The sequence below is a fragment of the Pseudomonas sp. KB-10 genome, assembly GCF_018221585.1.
GTDB lineage: Bacteria > Pseudomonadota > Gammaproteobacteria > Pseudomonadales > Pseudomonadaceae > Aquipseudomonas > Aquipseudomonas yangonensis.
Genome location: NZ_QYYB01000007.1, coordinates 226,972 through 240,026, shown reverse-complemented (window position 1 = coordinate 240,026; position 13,055 = coordinate 226,972). Strand labels below are relative to the sequence as shown.

Sequence of the window (13,055 nt, the reverse complement as noted above, 5' to 3'; positions counted from 1 at the left end):
CGAGCTTAATCAGTTGGCGACTATATTGACCAGCTTGCCTGGCACCACGATGACCTTGCGAATGCTCAGGCCTTCGGTGAAGCGCAGCACGTTCTCGTTGGCACGAGCGGCGACCTCGACGTCCTCGCGCGAGGCGCTGGCCGGAACTTCGATCTGCCCGCGCAGCTTGCCGTTGACTTGCACCACCAGGGTCAGGCTGTCCTGCACCAGGGCGGATTCGTCGACCTGCGGCCACTGCGCGTCGATGACCGCATCGCTGTGTCCCAGGCGCTGCCACAGTTCGTGGCTGATATGCGGGGTGATCGGTGCCAGCAGCAGGGTGACGATCTCCAGACCTTCGTGCACCAGCGCACGGTCCTGTTCGGTTGCGGTGGCGGCCTTTTCCAGCACGTTCATCAGGGTCATCACCTGGGCGACGGCGGTGTTGAACTTGTGATGCTGGCCGATATCGTTGCTGGCCTGCTTGATCGCCAGGTGAATGGCGCGGCGCACGGCCTTCTGCTCGTCGTTCAGGCCGGCGACATCCAGCTTGCCCGGCAGACCGGCGCTGACATGGCCGTGGGCCAGGCGCCAGACGCGGCGCAGGAAGCGGTTGGCACCCTCGACGCCGGCATCCGACCATTCGCAGCTCTGATCGGGCGGCGAGGCGAACATCATGAACAGGCGGCAGGTGTCGGCGCCGTATGCATCGATCATGTCCTGCGGGTCGACACCGTTGTTTTTCGACTTGGACATCTTCTCGGTGCCGCCGATTTCCACCGGCAGACCGTCGCTTTTCAGCTTGGCGCCGATGACCTTGGCCTTGGCGTCACGCTCGACTTCCACGTCGGCCGGGTTGAACCAGTCCTTGCCGCCGTTTTCCAGGGTGCGGTAGTAGGTCTCGGCGACCACCATGCCCTGGGTCAGCAGGTTCTTGAACGGCTCGTTGGACGACACCAGGCCTTCGTCGCGCATCAGCTTGTGGAAGAAGCGCGCGTAGAGCAGGTGGAGGATGGCGTGCTCGATGCCGCCGATGTACTGATCCACCGGCAACCAGTGGTTGGCCGCTTGCGGGTCGACCATGCCGCCCTCGTAGTTTGGGCTGGCGTAGCGGGCGAAATACCAGGACGACTCCACGAAGGTGTCCATGGTGTCGGTTTCGCGCTTGGCCGGGGCGCCGCATTTCGGGCAGCTGCACTCGTAGAACTCAGGCATCTTGGCCAGCGGGCTGCCTGCGCCATCCGGCACCACGTCTTCGGGCAGCACCACCGGCAGCTGGTCTTCCGGCACCGGTACGTCGCCGCAGCTGTCGCAGTGGATGATCGGGATCGGGCAGCCCCAGTAGCGCTGGCGGCTGATGCCCCAGTCGCGCAGACGGAACTGGGTCTTGCGCGCACCGTGCGCGCTGGCTTCCAGATCACCGACGATGGCGTCGAACGCGGCGCTGAAATCCAGACCGTCGTACTTGCCGGAGTTGATGGTGGTCAGGCCGGCCTTATCACCGTACCAGTCCTGCCAGGTGCTGGCGTCGTAGTCCTTGCCTTCGCCGGTGTAGACCTGTTTGATCGGCAGGTCGTATTTGCCTGCGAACTCGAAGTCGCGCTCGTCATGCGCCGGCACGGCCATCACCGCGCCTTCGCCGTAGCCCCACAGCACGTAGTTGGCGACGAATACCGGCAGCTTGTCGCCAGTCAGCGGATGAATGACGAACTGGCCGGTGGCCAGGCCTTTCTTCTCCATGGTGGCCATGTCGGCCTCGGCCACGGAGCCGGCCTTGCACTCGGCGATAAAGGCGGCGATGGCCGGATTGGATTCGGCAGCGCGCTGGGCCAGCGGGTGTTCGGCGGCCACGGCAACGTAGGTGGCACCCATCAGGGTGTCGGGGCGAGTGGAGTAGACCTTCAGCTGACCATCGATGCCGATGCTGGAGACGTCGTAGTCGAACACGATGTCGGCACCGAAGCTCTTGCCGATCCAGTTGCGCTGCATGGTCTTGACCTGCTCGGGCCAACCATCCAGCTCGTCCAGGCTGCTCAGCAGCTCATCGGCGTAAGCGGTGATCTTGAAGTAGTACATCGGGATTTCGCGCTTCTCGATCAGCGCACCCGAGCGCCAGCCGCGGCCGTCGATGACCTGCTCGTTGGCCAGTACGGTCTGGTCCACCGGATCCCAGTTCACGGTGCCGTTCTTGCGGTAGATCACGCCCTTCTCGAACAGGCGGGTGAACAGCCACTGCTCCCAGCGGTAGTAGTCCGGCTTGCAGGTGGTGACTTCGCGCGTCCAGTCGATGGCCAGCCCCAGCGATTTGAGCTGGGACTTCATGTAGGCGATGTTCTCGTAAGTCCACTTGGCCGGCGCCACCTGGTTCTTCATCGCGGCGTTTTCCGCCGGCATGCCGAAGGCATCCCAGCCCATCGGCTGCAGCACGTTCTTGCCCTGCATGCGCTGGTAGCGGGCGATCACGTCACCGATGGTGTAGTTGCGCACGTGCCCCATGTGTAGCTTGCCGCTGGGGTAGGGGAACATCGACAGGCAGTAGAAGGTGTCCTTGCCGGGCTGTTCGCTGACGACGAAGGAGTTCTGCGCGTCCCAGTGGGACTGCGCGGCGGCTTCTATTTCACGGGGCGAGTACTGTTCGTGCATGGCTCTGGCGCTGAAGGAATGGGGCTTGCGGAAAACGTCGTAGCATACATGAGCGCCGTCTATCGAGGGAAACCCAGATTGCGCTGCGTCCGCCGTTTGTCGCGGCGCCGGGCTGCACCCATTGCCTTCGCTAAGCTTGATTCAAGGCCCGCGGTTTTCAGGGCTCGCGAGGTGTCAGATGGTCGATGCACGGCAGGCGGAACGGGGCGGTGGTCTTTACGAGCGGCTGCTGCACAGGCTTGCCCTGGCACTGGAGGAGGCCGATACCGCCAGCCGCCTGCACGCAGAGCCGCTGCGCGAACTGGAGCTGGATGGGCTGAGCCCGGCGGAGCTGGAACTGATCCGCGCCTATCTCAACCGTGACCTGCACTGGCTGCGCGGCTGGCACGCGGCGGCCGAGGAACTGGCGCTGATTCAGCGTCAGCCATTGCGCAGCACCAAGGCCGCTGGTGGCAAGCCGCTGGGCAAGCTAAAACCCTTGATGAAGCGTCGCCAGGCGCTGTGTTGCGCACTCTGCGGTGCGCCGGTCAGCTGGCATCGCGGGCAGGATGCGCGAGCCTGCCAGGCTTGCGGTTCCAAGCTGTTTCGCAGCGGCAGTTCCCGTTAGCAGGCCGTTGAAAAACGTAGGCGAGGCAGCCAGTGCAATACCGATGGCGGCCCGCAAAAACAGGCGAAAAACGGTCGGAGTCGCGCTCGACTTTACGAGCTGTAAATGAGCATTTTGATGGGGGCGCCTAGCTCGGACTCGCGCACGCGCCTGTTTTTAACGCAGCAATGGCAACGCAGGTAGTTTTCAACAGCCTGCTAGATCGCATTGGCCGCAGTTGCGGCCGGGCTTGGTGTCTCGCCTGATTTTCTGACGAGCTGTTAGGCTTGGGCGCCCGGGGAGGTGCCTGATGCCGATTCGCTACATTCTCAAACAACTGCTGATGCCGCCAGGCATCCTGCTTCTGCTGATGCTGCTGGGCTGGTGGCTGCGCCGCCGCTTTCCGCGTTTGGCTTTCACCTGCTTTGCCACCGGCTTCGGCGGACTCTGGCTGATGAGCCTGCCGGCGGTGATGCAATGGAGCGCGGGCCTGCTCGAACGTGAGCCGGTGCTGGAGGAGGCGCAATGGGCGACGCTGGCGCAGCGCGCCGATGCCATCGTGATTCTCGGCGCCGGGCGCGAGCAGAACGATCCGGGCTGGGGCGGAACCGATCAGCCGGGGCTAATGGCCCTGGAGCGCCTGCGCTATGCCGCTCGCCTGGCGCGCGCATCCGGGCTGCCGATGGCGGCTACCGGTGGCCTGCATTACGGCCAGCCGCCCAGTGAAGCGGCGCTGATGGCCGACTCCATGAAGCGCGATTACGCTCTGGAGATTCGCTGGCTGGAGGAGCAGAGCCGCACCACCTGGGAAAACGCGCTGCTGAGTGCCGAGCTGTTGCAGCCGCAGGGCGTGCGTCGCGTGGTGCTGGTAACCCAGGCCTGGCACATGCCACGGGCACGCTGGAGTTTCGAGCAGGCCGGCTTCGAGGTGATCACTGCACCGATGGGCTATCTCAGCGCCGGTTATGAACGCCCGCTGGGCGGCTGGCTGCCGGAGTCGCGGGTGATCTGGCAGAGCAGTCAGTTGCTCAACGAGGCCATCGGATTGCTCGTCTACCCGCGGGTATACGGCGCTGACTGAGGCTGAGCGTTCGCGTAGGAGCGGCTTCAGCCGCGAACTGGGCTGGCAGTGCGCAGCCCGGATGCAATCCGGGGAATCGTGGCGCTAACTCCCGGATTTCATCCGGGCTACGCTCGCCAGCAGGCGGCCTACACCGTTTTGGCCATGCGGCTGGCCAGCAGCGCCCAGCCCAGCAGCAGGACGCAGAGAATCGCCAGCGGCCAGATGCGCCATTGCAGGTAGGGCGTCAGCCCCTGCATCGGCGCCACTTCCCCGTAGAGCACGCCTTGCTCGAACTGTGGCAGTGCCGTCTGGATTCTGCCCTGCGGGTCGATCACCACGGTCATGCCGTTGTTGGTGGCGCGGATCATCCAGCGCCCGGCTTCCAGTGCGCGCATCTGCGCCATCTGCAGGTGCTGCAGCGGGCCGATGGAGGTGCCGAACCAGGCGTCGTTGCTCACCGTCAGGAGGATGTCGCTGTCTGCCGCCAGCGCCGCGGCGAATTCCGGGTAGACCACCTCGTAGCAGATGAACGGCGCGATGCGATGCCCCTTGGCCAGTAGCGGCGGCTGGTCGGCCGGGCCGCGGGCGAAGTCGGACATGGGCAGGTCGAAGAAGGCGATCAATCCGCGCAGCACTTCCTGCAGCGGTACGTACTCGCCGAAGGGCACCAGCTTCTGCTTGAGATAGGTGCCCTGGCCTTCGCCGAAGCTGGTGATGGCGTTGTAGTAACGAATCTCTCCACGCTCGTTGGACTGCCGCACCGGCACGCCGGTGATCAGTGCACTGTTGCGGTCACGGGCGAAGCGATCCATCACGCCGATATAGCCCTGGGCCATGTCCTTGAGCACCGGTATGGCGGTCTCCGGCCAGACCAGCAGGTCGACCTGCCTGGAGCTGAAGCTGAGATCGCGATACAGCGCCAGTTGCGCGTTGAGCTGGGCCGGGTCCCATTTCAGGTTCTGTTCGACATTGCCCTGTACCAGAGCGACGGTCAGGCTGTCGCCTGCTGCGCGGGTCCACTCGTGACCCTTCAGGGCCAGGCCGGCGAGCCAGGGGCTCAGCAGCAGAAGCAGGGCGCAGACGTAGCGCGGCTTGTGCGCACGCAGACGCTCCAGATTGATGATCAGCGCCGCCGACAGGGCGATGACGAAGGACGCCAGCCAGACGCCGCCGACCGGTACCAGACCACTCAGCGGGCCTTGGAGCTGGCTGTAGCCGGCGTAGAGCCAGGGAAAACCGGTAAGGAACCAGCCGCGAAACACCTCCTGCACGACCCACAGCGCGGTGAACGCCAGGGCGTCGGCCAGCGGGGCTTCACTGCGGCGTATCCAGCGCGCCCACAGCGCGGCGGTCAGGGCGAAGAACAGGCCCAGTCCGGCGACGAAGCCCAGGGTGAGAACGCCTGCCAGCGCCGGCGATGCGGCGCCATAGTCGTGGATGCTGACATACACCCAGCTGGTGCCGGCAGCGAACAGGCCGAAGCCGTAGCTCCAGCCGCGCAGCGCTGCCTGGCCTGGGCGCAGATGGCGCAGGCCGAGGTAGAACAGGGCGATGGACAGCACCACCAGCGGCCACAGGTCGAAGGGGGCGAGCGCCAGGGTGGTCAGGGCGCCGGCGCCGCAGGCGAGCAGGTGGCCGGGCCAGCCCGGACGAGTGATCCATTGCAGCATGGGGTGATCCTTGGAATCGGGGTGGCGCAAGGGTAGAGCGGAAATGGCGCAGGGGGAAGCGGCCGCCCTCGCTGGGCAAGGGCGGCTAAGGCTTAGCGGCTGACCGGGGTCAGGCGCAGCAGGTGGATGCGGCGGCTGTCGGCGTTGAGCACGCGGAAGCGGAACTCGCCGATCTCGGTGACCTCGTTGCGCTTGGGCAGGTGGCCGAACGCATTCATTACCAGACCGCCGACGGTGTCGTACTCATCGTCGGAAAACTCGCTGTCGAAGGTCTCGTTGAAGCTGTCGATGGGCGTCAGCGCCTTGATCAGGTAGTCACCGGAGGGCAGTGGCTTGATGTAGCCGTCTTCCTCGACATCGTGCTCGTCTTCGATGTCGCCGACGATCTGCTCCAGCACGTCCTCGATGGTCACCAGGCCGGCGACACCGCCGTATTCGTCGATGACCACGGCCATGTGGTTGTGGTTGGCGCGGAACTCGCGCAGCAGCACATTCAGGCGCTTGGACTCGGGCACGAAGGTGGCCGGGCGCAGCAGGTCCTTGATGTTGAAGTTGGGCTGCTCGCCCTGCAGGATCAGCGGCAGCAGATCCTTGGCCAGGAGAATGCCGATGACGTCGTCGAGGCTCTCGCCGACTACCGGGTAGCGCGAGTGGGCGGCATCGATGATGGCGGGCAGGAATTCGCGCGGGCTCTGGTTGGCCTTGATGCTGATCATCTGCGAACGCGGCACCATGATGTCGCGTACCTGCAGGTCGGCTACCTGGATGGCGCCTTCGACGATGGCCAGCGCTTCACTGTCGAGCAGTTTGTTCTGGTGGGCTTCGCGCAGGACTTCCAGCAGTTCCTGGCGGTTTCTCGGCTCATGAGCAAAAGCCTGGGTCAGCTTGTTGAACCAGGACTTCTGCTCGTTGCTCGATCGGTCTTCGCTCATGGCGTTTTACTCGGGGTTCCTTGTCAGGAAAAGTTATTGGCTATGTACGCGTTAGCTGTTGAGGTCGCAAGTAGGCTTTTGTAGGAGCCACGCCCTCGGGGCGAACGGACAGGGCAGCAGCGATCTCGCGCCGCTGCGACTATCGTTTCGCGCCGGGGCGGCGCTCCTACAAGGTAGGTCGTTCATCGTCGGCATACGGGTCGGGGTGACCCAGTTCGGCGAGCAATTGTCGTTCCAGGTCTTCCATCTCGAGGGCTTCGTCTTCCTCGATATGGTCATAGCCCAGCAGGTGCAGGCAGCCGTGGATCACCAGGTGCGCCCAGTGAGCTTCCAGCGTTTTGCCCTGCTCGGCCGCTTCGCGCTCGACCACCGGCCCGCAGATCACCAGATCGCCCAGCAGCGGGATGTCGAGAATCCCATCGGGAATCTCGGCGGGGAAAGACAAGACGTTGGTGGCGTAGTCCTTGTGCCGCCAGGTGCGGTTCAGCTCGCGGCCTTCTTCCTCGTCGACCAGGCGGATAGTCAGCTCCGAATCGGCCGTGCGCTGGCGCAGCGCCAGTTCGCACCAGCGGCGCAATTGCGCTTCATCCGGGTGCTGGCCGTCAGTGGCCAGTTGCAGATCCAGTTCAAGCATCGTTGCCGTCGCCCTTGCCATTCAGGCGCGCGTCGTGGCGCTCGTAGGCTTCGACGATGCGCTGCACCAGCGGGTGGCGTACCACGTCCTTGGGCTTGAAGTGGGTGAAGCTGATGCCGGGCACATCGCGCAGCACTTCGATGACGTGCGCCAGGCCGCTCTTGGTGCCGCGTGGCAGGTCGACCTGGGTGATGTCGCCGGTGATCACCGCAGTGGAGCCGAAACCGATACGGGTGAGGAACATCTTCATCTGCTCGACGGTGGTGTTCTGACTCTCGTCGAGAATGATGAAACTGTTGTTAAGGGTGCGGCCACGCATGTAGGCCAGCGGCGCGATCTCGATCACCTGCTTTTCGATCAGCTTGGCGACGTGATCGAAGCCGAGCATTTCATAGAGTGCGTCATACAGCGGGCGCAGGTAGGGGTCGATCTTTTGCGCCAGATCGCCTGGCAGGAAGCCGAGCTTCTCGCCGGCTTCCACCGCCGGGCGCACCAGCAGAATGCGCCGCACCTGCTCGCGCTCCAGCGCATCGACGGCGCAGGCCACGGCCAGGTAGGTCTTGCCGGTGCCGGCCGGGCCGATGCCGAAGTTGATGTCGTTGTCGAGGATGGCCTTGACGTAGCGCTGCTGGTTGGCGCCGCGCGGTTTGATCACGCCCTTCCTGGTACGCAGCGTCACCTGCGGCACATTGCTGGGGTTGACCAGTTCTTCGATACCGGATTCCTGCAGGTACAGGTGCACCAGATCGGGCGACAGTTCGGTGGCTTTGGTTTCGCGGTACAGCTTGCGCAGCAGGGTCTCGGCGGCCTGGGTCTTGTCGGCGCTGCCGAGCATTTCGAACTGGTTGCCACGGTTGCGGATTTCCAGGCCGAGGCGCTCTTCGATCAGGCGCAGGTGCTCGTCGAACTGGCCGCAGAGGTTGGCGAAACGGCGGGCCTCGAAGGGTTCGAGGGTGAAACGATGAGGTTCTAGAGAGGCGTTCAAGGTGATGGTGTGATCGTCACTTGTCTGGGGTTGAAGGGCAGCATAACGCCGGTCGCCCACAACGCAAAGTGTGGGCGCCTGCGCCTTTAGTTGAGAGTGCTGGCATCCAGCAAAGTGCCGCGCAGCGAATGGGGCAGGGCATCGTCGATGTGCACGTCGACGAACTGGCCGATCAGGCGCGGGTTGCTTGCGCGGAAATTGACGATGCGATTCTGCTCGGTGCGGCCCTGGAGCATGCCCGGGTCCTTCTTCGAGTAGTCGCTGACCAGGATGCGCTGCACCGTGCCGACCATGAGTCGGCTGTTCTCGAAGCCGTTCTGGTTGATGCGGTGCTGCAGTAGTGCCAGGCGCTGCTTCTTAACCTCGTCCGGGGTGTCGTCGACCAGATCGGCGGCCGGGGTGCCGGGGCGCGAGCTGTAGATGAAGGAGAAGGAGAAGTCGAAACCGACGTCCTCGATCAGTTTCATGGTCTGCTCGAAGTCTTTTTCCGTTTCGCCGGGGAAGCCGACGATGAAGTCCGAGCTGATCAGGATGTCCGGCACGGCGGCGCGCAGCTTGCGGATGCGCGACTTGTATTCCAGCGCGGTGTGGTTGCGCTTCATCGCCGCGAGGATGCGGTCGGAGCCTGACTGCACCGGCAGGTGCAGGTATTTCACCAGCTGCGGGATCTCGGCGTGGGCGGCGATGATCGCATCGGAGAATTCCAGCGGATGACTGGTGGTGTAGCGGATGCGCTCGATGCCGTCGAGCGCCGCCACGGCATGCAGCAGCTCGGCGAAGTCGGCGATATGGCCGTCCGGGGCTTGCCCGCGATAGCCGTTGACGTTCTGCCCGAGCAGGGTGACTTCCTTGACGCCTTTCTCGGTGAGGGAGGTGATTTCCATCAGCACGTCGACCAGCGGGCGGCTGACTTCCTCGCCGCGGGTGTAGGGCACCACGCAGAAGGTGCAGTACTTGCTGCAGCCCTCCATCACCGAGACGAAGGCGCTGGGACCATCGACGCGCGGCTCGGGCAGGCGGTCGAATTTCTCGATCTCGGGGAAGCTGATGTCCACCTGGGCGGTCTTGGTCACGCGCGCAGCGTCGATCATTTCCGGCAGGCGGTGCAGGGTCTGCGGGCCGAAGATCACGTCGACATAGGGCGCGCGGTCGCGGATCGCCGCGCCTTCCTGGCTGGCCACGCAACCGCCGACGCCGATCACCAGGTCCGGGTTGGCCTGCTTCAGTTCGCGCCAGCGGCCAAGCTGGGAGAACACCTTGTCCTGCGCCTTCTCGCGGATCGAGCAGGTATTGAGCAGGATCACGTCGGCTTCTTCGGGTTTTTCCGTAACCTCCAGAGCCTGATGCTCGCCCAGCAGGTCGACCATGCGCGAGCTGTCGTACTCGTTCATCTGGCAACCGTGGGTTTCGATATAGAGCTTCTTGGTCATGGCACTGTCTGAGGTGGTTAAAAAATGACCGCGCATTATAGGGGAGAGGTGGGCGACAGGCTACAAGCTTGCGGCCACGGCAAGCGCGTCGTCGTCCATCCCCGGATGGCACCCAGGCTACGCGTGCGGCGCTGTGCTATCCTGCGCGCCCCGTTTTTCCTGACTTCGAGTCTCCATGAGCAAGCGCGACCCCATCTACAAGGTGATTTTCCAGAACCAGGGCCAGGTGTACGAGATGTATGCCAAACAGATCTTTCAAAGCGATCTGTGGGGCTTTCTGGAGGTGGAAGAGTTCGTCTTCGGCGAGCGCAGCCAATTGGTGGTGGACCCCAGCGAGGAGAAGCTCAAGGCGCAGTTCGAAGGCGTTGTGCGCAGCTTCGTGCCGATGCACGCGATCATCCGCATCGACGAGGTGGAGCGCCTGGGCACGGCGAAGATCAGCGAGGCCAAGGGCGGCGGCAACGTGATGCCGTTCCCCATGCCGATGCCGGACAAGTAAGCGGTTGCACGGGATAAGGTAGGGTGGGCTTCAGCCCGCCCTACGCCTGACGCGACCTTTAAGGCAGCGGCGAGAAGGGCGAACGGCCTTCGGCGGTCTGCAGCTCCAGCAGGTAGCTGCGGAAGATCTGCCCCAGCACCTGGCTGGCGATTTCCAGTTCATCGCGACGCATCTGTGCCGATACCACATCGGCGCTGTCCATGGCTTCGTCCGAGCCATTGACCGATGCCATCTTCAACACGATGTAGGCCTGCACATTGTTGGCCGGTACGCCTTCGCCGCGGAAGAACATGGTGCCCAGGCGCAGTTGCGCTTCGGCGTGCCCTTGCAACGAAGCGCGCTCGAACCAGGTCAGGGCCTGCTTGAGGTCGCGCGGGGTGCGCTTGCCGTCGTAGTAGTACTCGCCCAGCTCGAAGGCGGCCTGCATGTTGCCGGCGCGCGCCATTTCCTGGCAACTGGCCAGGGCATCGGGCATTTCTTCGGGAGAGGCGTTCAGAGCACAGCTGCCGCTGGCGGGGATCAGCAGGGAGTTGCCGCCTGCGAACGCAAACAGCGGGAGGAAAAGCAACAGGCAGCCCAGGGACAGGGTGCGGCCGGTGCGGTTCATCTGGATAACGGGACCTCGGCAGTTCAGGGCGGGTGTCGTGCCCGGTCGGCGCAAAACGTGCCGACCGTCGCATTATGAATAAACCGCGCGCTTGTTACAAAGGCTGTTTATTCGCGTTTCCTGGCAGGCTCAACAGCAGCCAGGCTAGCAACAGATAGGCCGGTATCAGCAGCACGTGAAACAGGTCGATACGGCGCAGCGGTCCGATCATGCCCTCGGTGCCGACCGCCAGGCCGGCCAGCAGAAACAGGCCCACCACCACGGCTGCGCTGATCGTCGGCGCCCGGCGCGGCCATTGGACTGCGCCGGCATAGAGAATCAGCACCAGCGCGGTCAGGTTCAGCGCCAGGCGGTAATCCTCCAGGTAGCCCATCTGCCGAAACAGCTCGAAGAAGGCGCACAGTCCGAGGACGATGCGCCCCCAGTTCGGCCGACTCCAGGCCCAGCCGCGACCCAGTGCCAATGCCGCGGCGCCGAGCAAAGGCAGGCCGAGAAAGCTGCTGGCCTGGGTGAGCCACAGATGCGCGGCCTGCCAGCTCGGATCGAAGCCGTAGCGAATCACGCCGACGCCGGCCGCCGCAGCCGGCAGCAGGAAGCCAAGCAGGGCGCAGAACAGCGCCGGCTGATCGCCCTCGCCGTAGCGCCCGCGCGCCCGGCCGATCCACACGACGCAGACGGCGCAGGTCAGGGCCAGCAGCGCATCACTGAAGGCAGTGCTGTATTGCATCAGGCTTTTTTCAGCTCGGCGAAGGCGCGCTCGGCGGCGGCGAAGGTGATCTCCAGCTCCTTGTCGCCATGGGCGATGGAGGTGAAGCCCGCTTCGAAGGCGCTTGGCGCCAGGTACACGCCACCTTCCAGCATCAGGTGGAAGAAGCGGTTGAAGCGCGCGCTGTCGCTGGCCATCACGTCGGCGAAGGTGACGATGTCGTCAGCGCCGCTGAAGTACAGGCCGAACATGGCGCCCGCCTGAGTGGTGACGAAGGGAATGCCGGCGGCATCGGCACGCTGTTGCAGGCCGTCGAGCATGCGCGTGGTGTAATCGGTCAGCTCGGTGTGGAAGCCCGGACGGCTGATCAGCTTCAGCGTGGTCAGACCGGCGGCCATGGCCAGCGGGTTACCCGACAGGGTGCCGGCCTGGTAGACCGGGCCGAGTGGGGCGATGCATTCCATGATCGCGCGCTTGCCGCCGAAGCAGCCCACCGGCATGCCGCCGCCGATGATCTTGCCGAAGGTGGTCAGGTCCGGGGTAACGCCGTAGTGCGCCTGGGCGCCGCCGAGGGCGACGCGAAAACCGGTCATCACCTCGTCGAAGATCAGTACCACGCCGTGCTTGTCGCACTGCTCACGCAGGCCTTGGAGAAAGCCCGGCGCCGGCGGCACGCAGTTCATGTTGCCGGCCACCGGCTCGACGATGATGCAGGCGACTTCCTGACCCACCTGCGCCAGGCACTCGGCCACGGCACCGATGTCATTGAACGGCAGGGTCAGGGTGTGCTTGGCGAAGGCCGCCGGCACGCCCGCGGAGTTCGGCACGCCCTGGGTCAGGGCGCCGGAGCCGGCCTTGACCAGCAGGCTGTCGGAGTGACCGTGGTAGCAGCCCTCGAACTTGATGATGCTGTCGCGGCCGGTGTAGCCGCGGGCCAGGCGGATGGCGCTCATGGTCGCCTCGGTGCCGGAGCTGACCATGCGCACCATCTCCATCGACGGCACCAGGCTGCACACCAGCTCGGCCATCTCGGTTTCCAGGGCGGTCGGCGCGCCGTAGGACAGGCCGTGCTCCAGCTGGCGGCGCACGGAATCCAGCACGTCCGGATGGCTGTGGCCGAGAATCATTGGGCCCCAGGAACCGACGTAGTCGACGTAGCGCTTGTCGTCTTCATCCACTACGTAGGCGCCTTCGGCGTGCTTGAAGAACAGCGGCGTGCCGCCGACGCTGCGGAAGGCGCGCACCGGCGAGTTGACGCCCCCGGGGATATGTTTCTGGGCGTTGGCGAAGAGAATTTCGGAGCGGGACATGGCAAGTTCTC

General features: G+C 64.5%; 12 protein-coding genes. 3 read left to right on the top strand and 9 right to left on the bottom strand.

The features are described 5' to 3' along the window. Positions 1–9: 9 nt before the first annotated feature. Positions 10–2,622 (bottom strand): leucine--tRNA ligase, encoded by a 2,613-nt coding sequence (gene leuS, locus DXK50_RS19425; protein ID WP_212631470.1) that lies wholly within the window; start codon positions 2,620–2,622, stop codon positions 10–12. A 178-nt stretch (positions 2,623–2,800) separates the two neighbouring features. On the opposite strand from leuS, the gene DXK50_RS19420 reads away from it, so the two are divergent. Both DXK50_RS19420 and DXK50_RS19415 read left to right on the top strand, forming a co-directional pair. Then, positions 2,801–3,229 (top strand): TFIIB-type zinc ribbon-containing protein, encoded by a 429-nt coding sequence (locus DXK50_RS19420; protein ID WP_212631469.1) that lies wholly within the window; start codon positions 2,801–2,803, stop codon positions 3,227–3,229. A 289-nt stretch (positions 3,230–3,518) separates the two neighbouring features. Beyond that, on the top strand, positions 3,519–4,289 hold the full coding sequence (locus tag DXK50_RS19415; RefSeq protein ID WP_212631468.1) for a YdcF family protein: 771 nt from the start codon (positions 3,519–3,521) through the stop codon (positions 4,287–4,289). Between the two features lie 128 nt (positions 4,290–4,417). Here the strand turns inward: DXK50_RS19415 and lnt are convergent, their stop codons facing one another. From lnt to miaB, 5 genes are all read right to left on the bottom strand, one after another. Then, the gene (gene lnt, locus DXK50_RS19410) at positions 4,418–5,941 is read right to left on the bottom strand and encodes an apolipoprotein N-acyltransferase (protein WP_212631467.1); all 1,524 of its coding nucleotides are present in this window, start codon (positions 5,939–5,941) and stop codon (positions 4,418–4,420) included. Positions 5,942–6,033: 92 nt separating this feature from the next. Next, complete coding sequence (locus DXK50_RS19405; protein ID WP_212631466.1) at positions 6,034–6,873, bottom strand: HlyC/CorC family transporter; 840 nt, start codon at positions 6,871–6,873, stop codon at positions 6,034–6,036. 166 nt (positions 6,874–7,039) lie between these two features. Next, positions 7,040–7,507: an rRNA maturation RNase YbeY gene (gene ybeY / locus DXK50_RS19400; RefSeq protein ID WP_212631465.1), complete on the bottom strand. Its 468-nt coding sequence runs from the start codon at positions 7,505–7,507 to the stop codon at positions 7,040–7,042. Further along, positions 7,500–8,492: a PhoH family protein gene (locus DXK50_RS19395; RefSeq protein WP_161867473.1), complete on the bottom strand. Its 993-nt coding sequence runs from the start codon at positions 8,490–8,492 to the stop codon at positions 7,500–7,502. Before DXK50_RS19395 ends, ybeY begins: the two co-directional genes overlap by 8 nt. Positions 8,493–8,578: 86 nt before the next feature. Then, positions 8,579–9,922, bottom strand: coding sequence for a tRNA (N6-isopentenyl adenosine(37)-C2)-methylthiotransferase MiaB (gene miaB, locus DXK50_RS19390; protein WP_212631464.1), 1,344 nt, complete (start codon positions 9,920–9,922; stop codon positions 8,579–8,581). 175 nt (positions 9,923–10,097) lie between these two features. Between miaB and DXK50_RS19385 the strand changes: the two genes are divergently transcribed. Beyond that, positions 10,098–10,421, top strand: coding sequence for a DUF1820 family protein (locus DXK50_RS19385; RefSeq protein WP_197855491.1), 324 nt, complete (start codon positions 10,098–10,100; stop codon positions 10,419–10,421). Positions 10,422–10,479: 58 nt separating this feature from the next. On the opposite strand, the gene DXK50_RS19380 is transcribed toward DXK50_RS19385, so the two are convergent. From DXK50_RS19380 to hemL, 3 genes are all read right to left on the bottom strand, one after another. After that, a complete protein-coding gene (locus DXK50_RS19380) occupies positions 10,480–11,028 on the bottom strand; it encodes a tetratricopeptide repeat protein (RefSeq protein ID WP_161867475.1) in 549 nt (182 codons plus the stop codon). Between the two features lie 94 nt (positions 11,029–11,122). Continuing rightward, positions 11,123–11,755 carry a DUF6962 family protein gene (locus tag DXK50_RS19375; RefSeq protein WP_212631463.1) on the bottom strand — a complete coding sequence of 211 codons (633 nt, stop codon included), beginning with the start codon at positions 11,753–11,755 and terminating at the stop codon, positions 11,123–11,125. Continuing rightward, positions 11,755–13,044, bottom strand: a complete 1,290-nt coding sequence (gene hemL, locus DXK50_RS19370; RefSeq protein ID WP_212631462.1) for a glutamate-1-semialdehyde 2,1-aminomutase — start codon at positions 13,042–13,044, stop codon at positions 11,755–11,757. Before hemL ends, DXK50_RS19375 begins: the two co-directional genes overlap by 1 nt. Between the last annotated feature and the right edge of the window lie 11 nt (positions 13,045–13,055).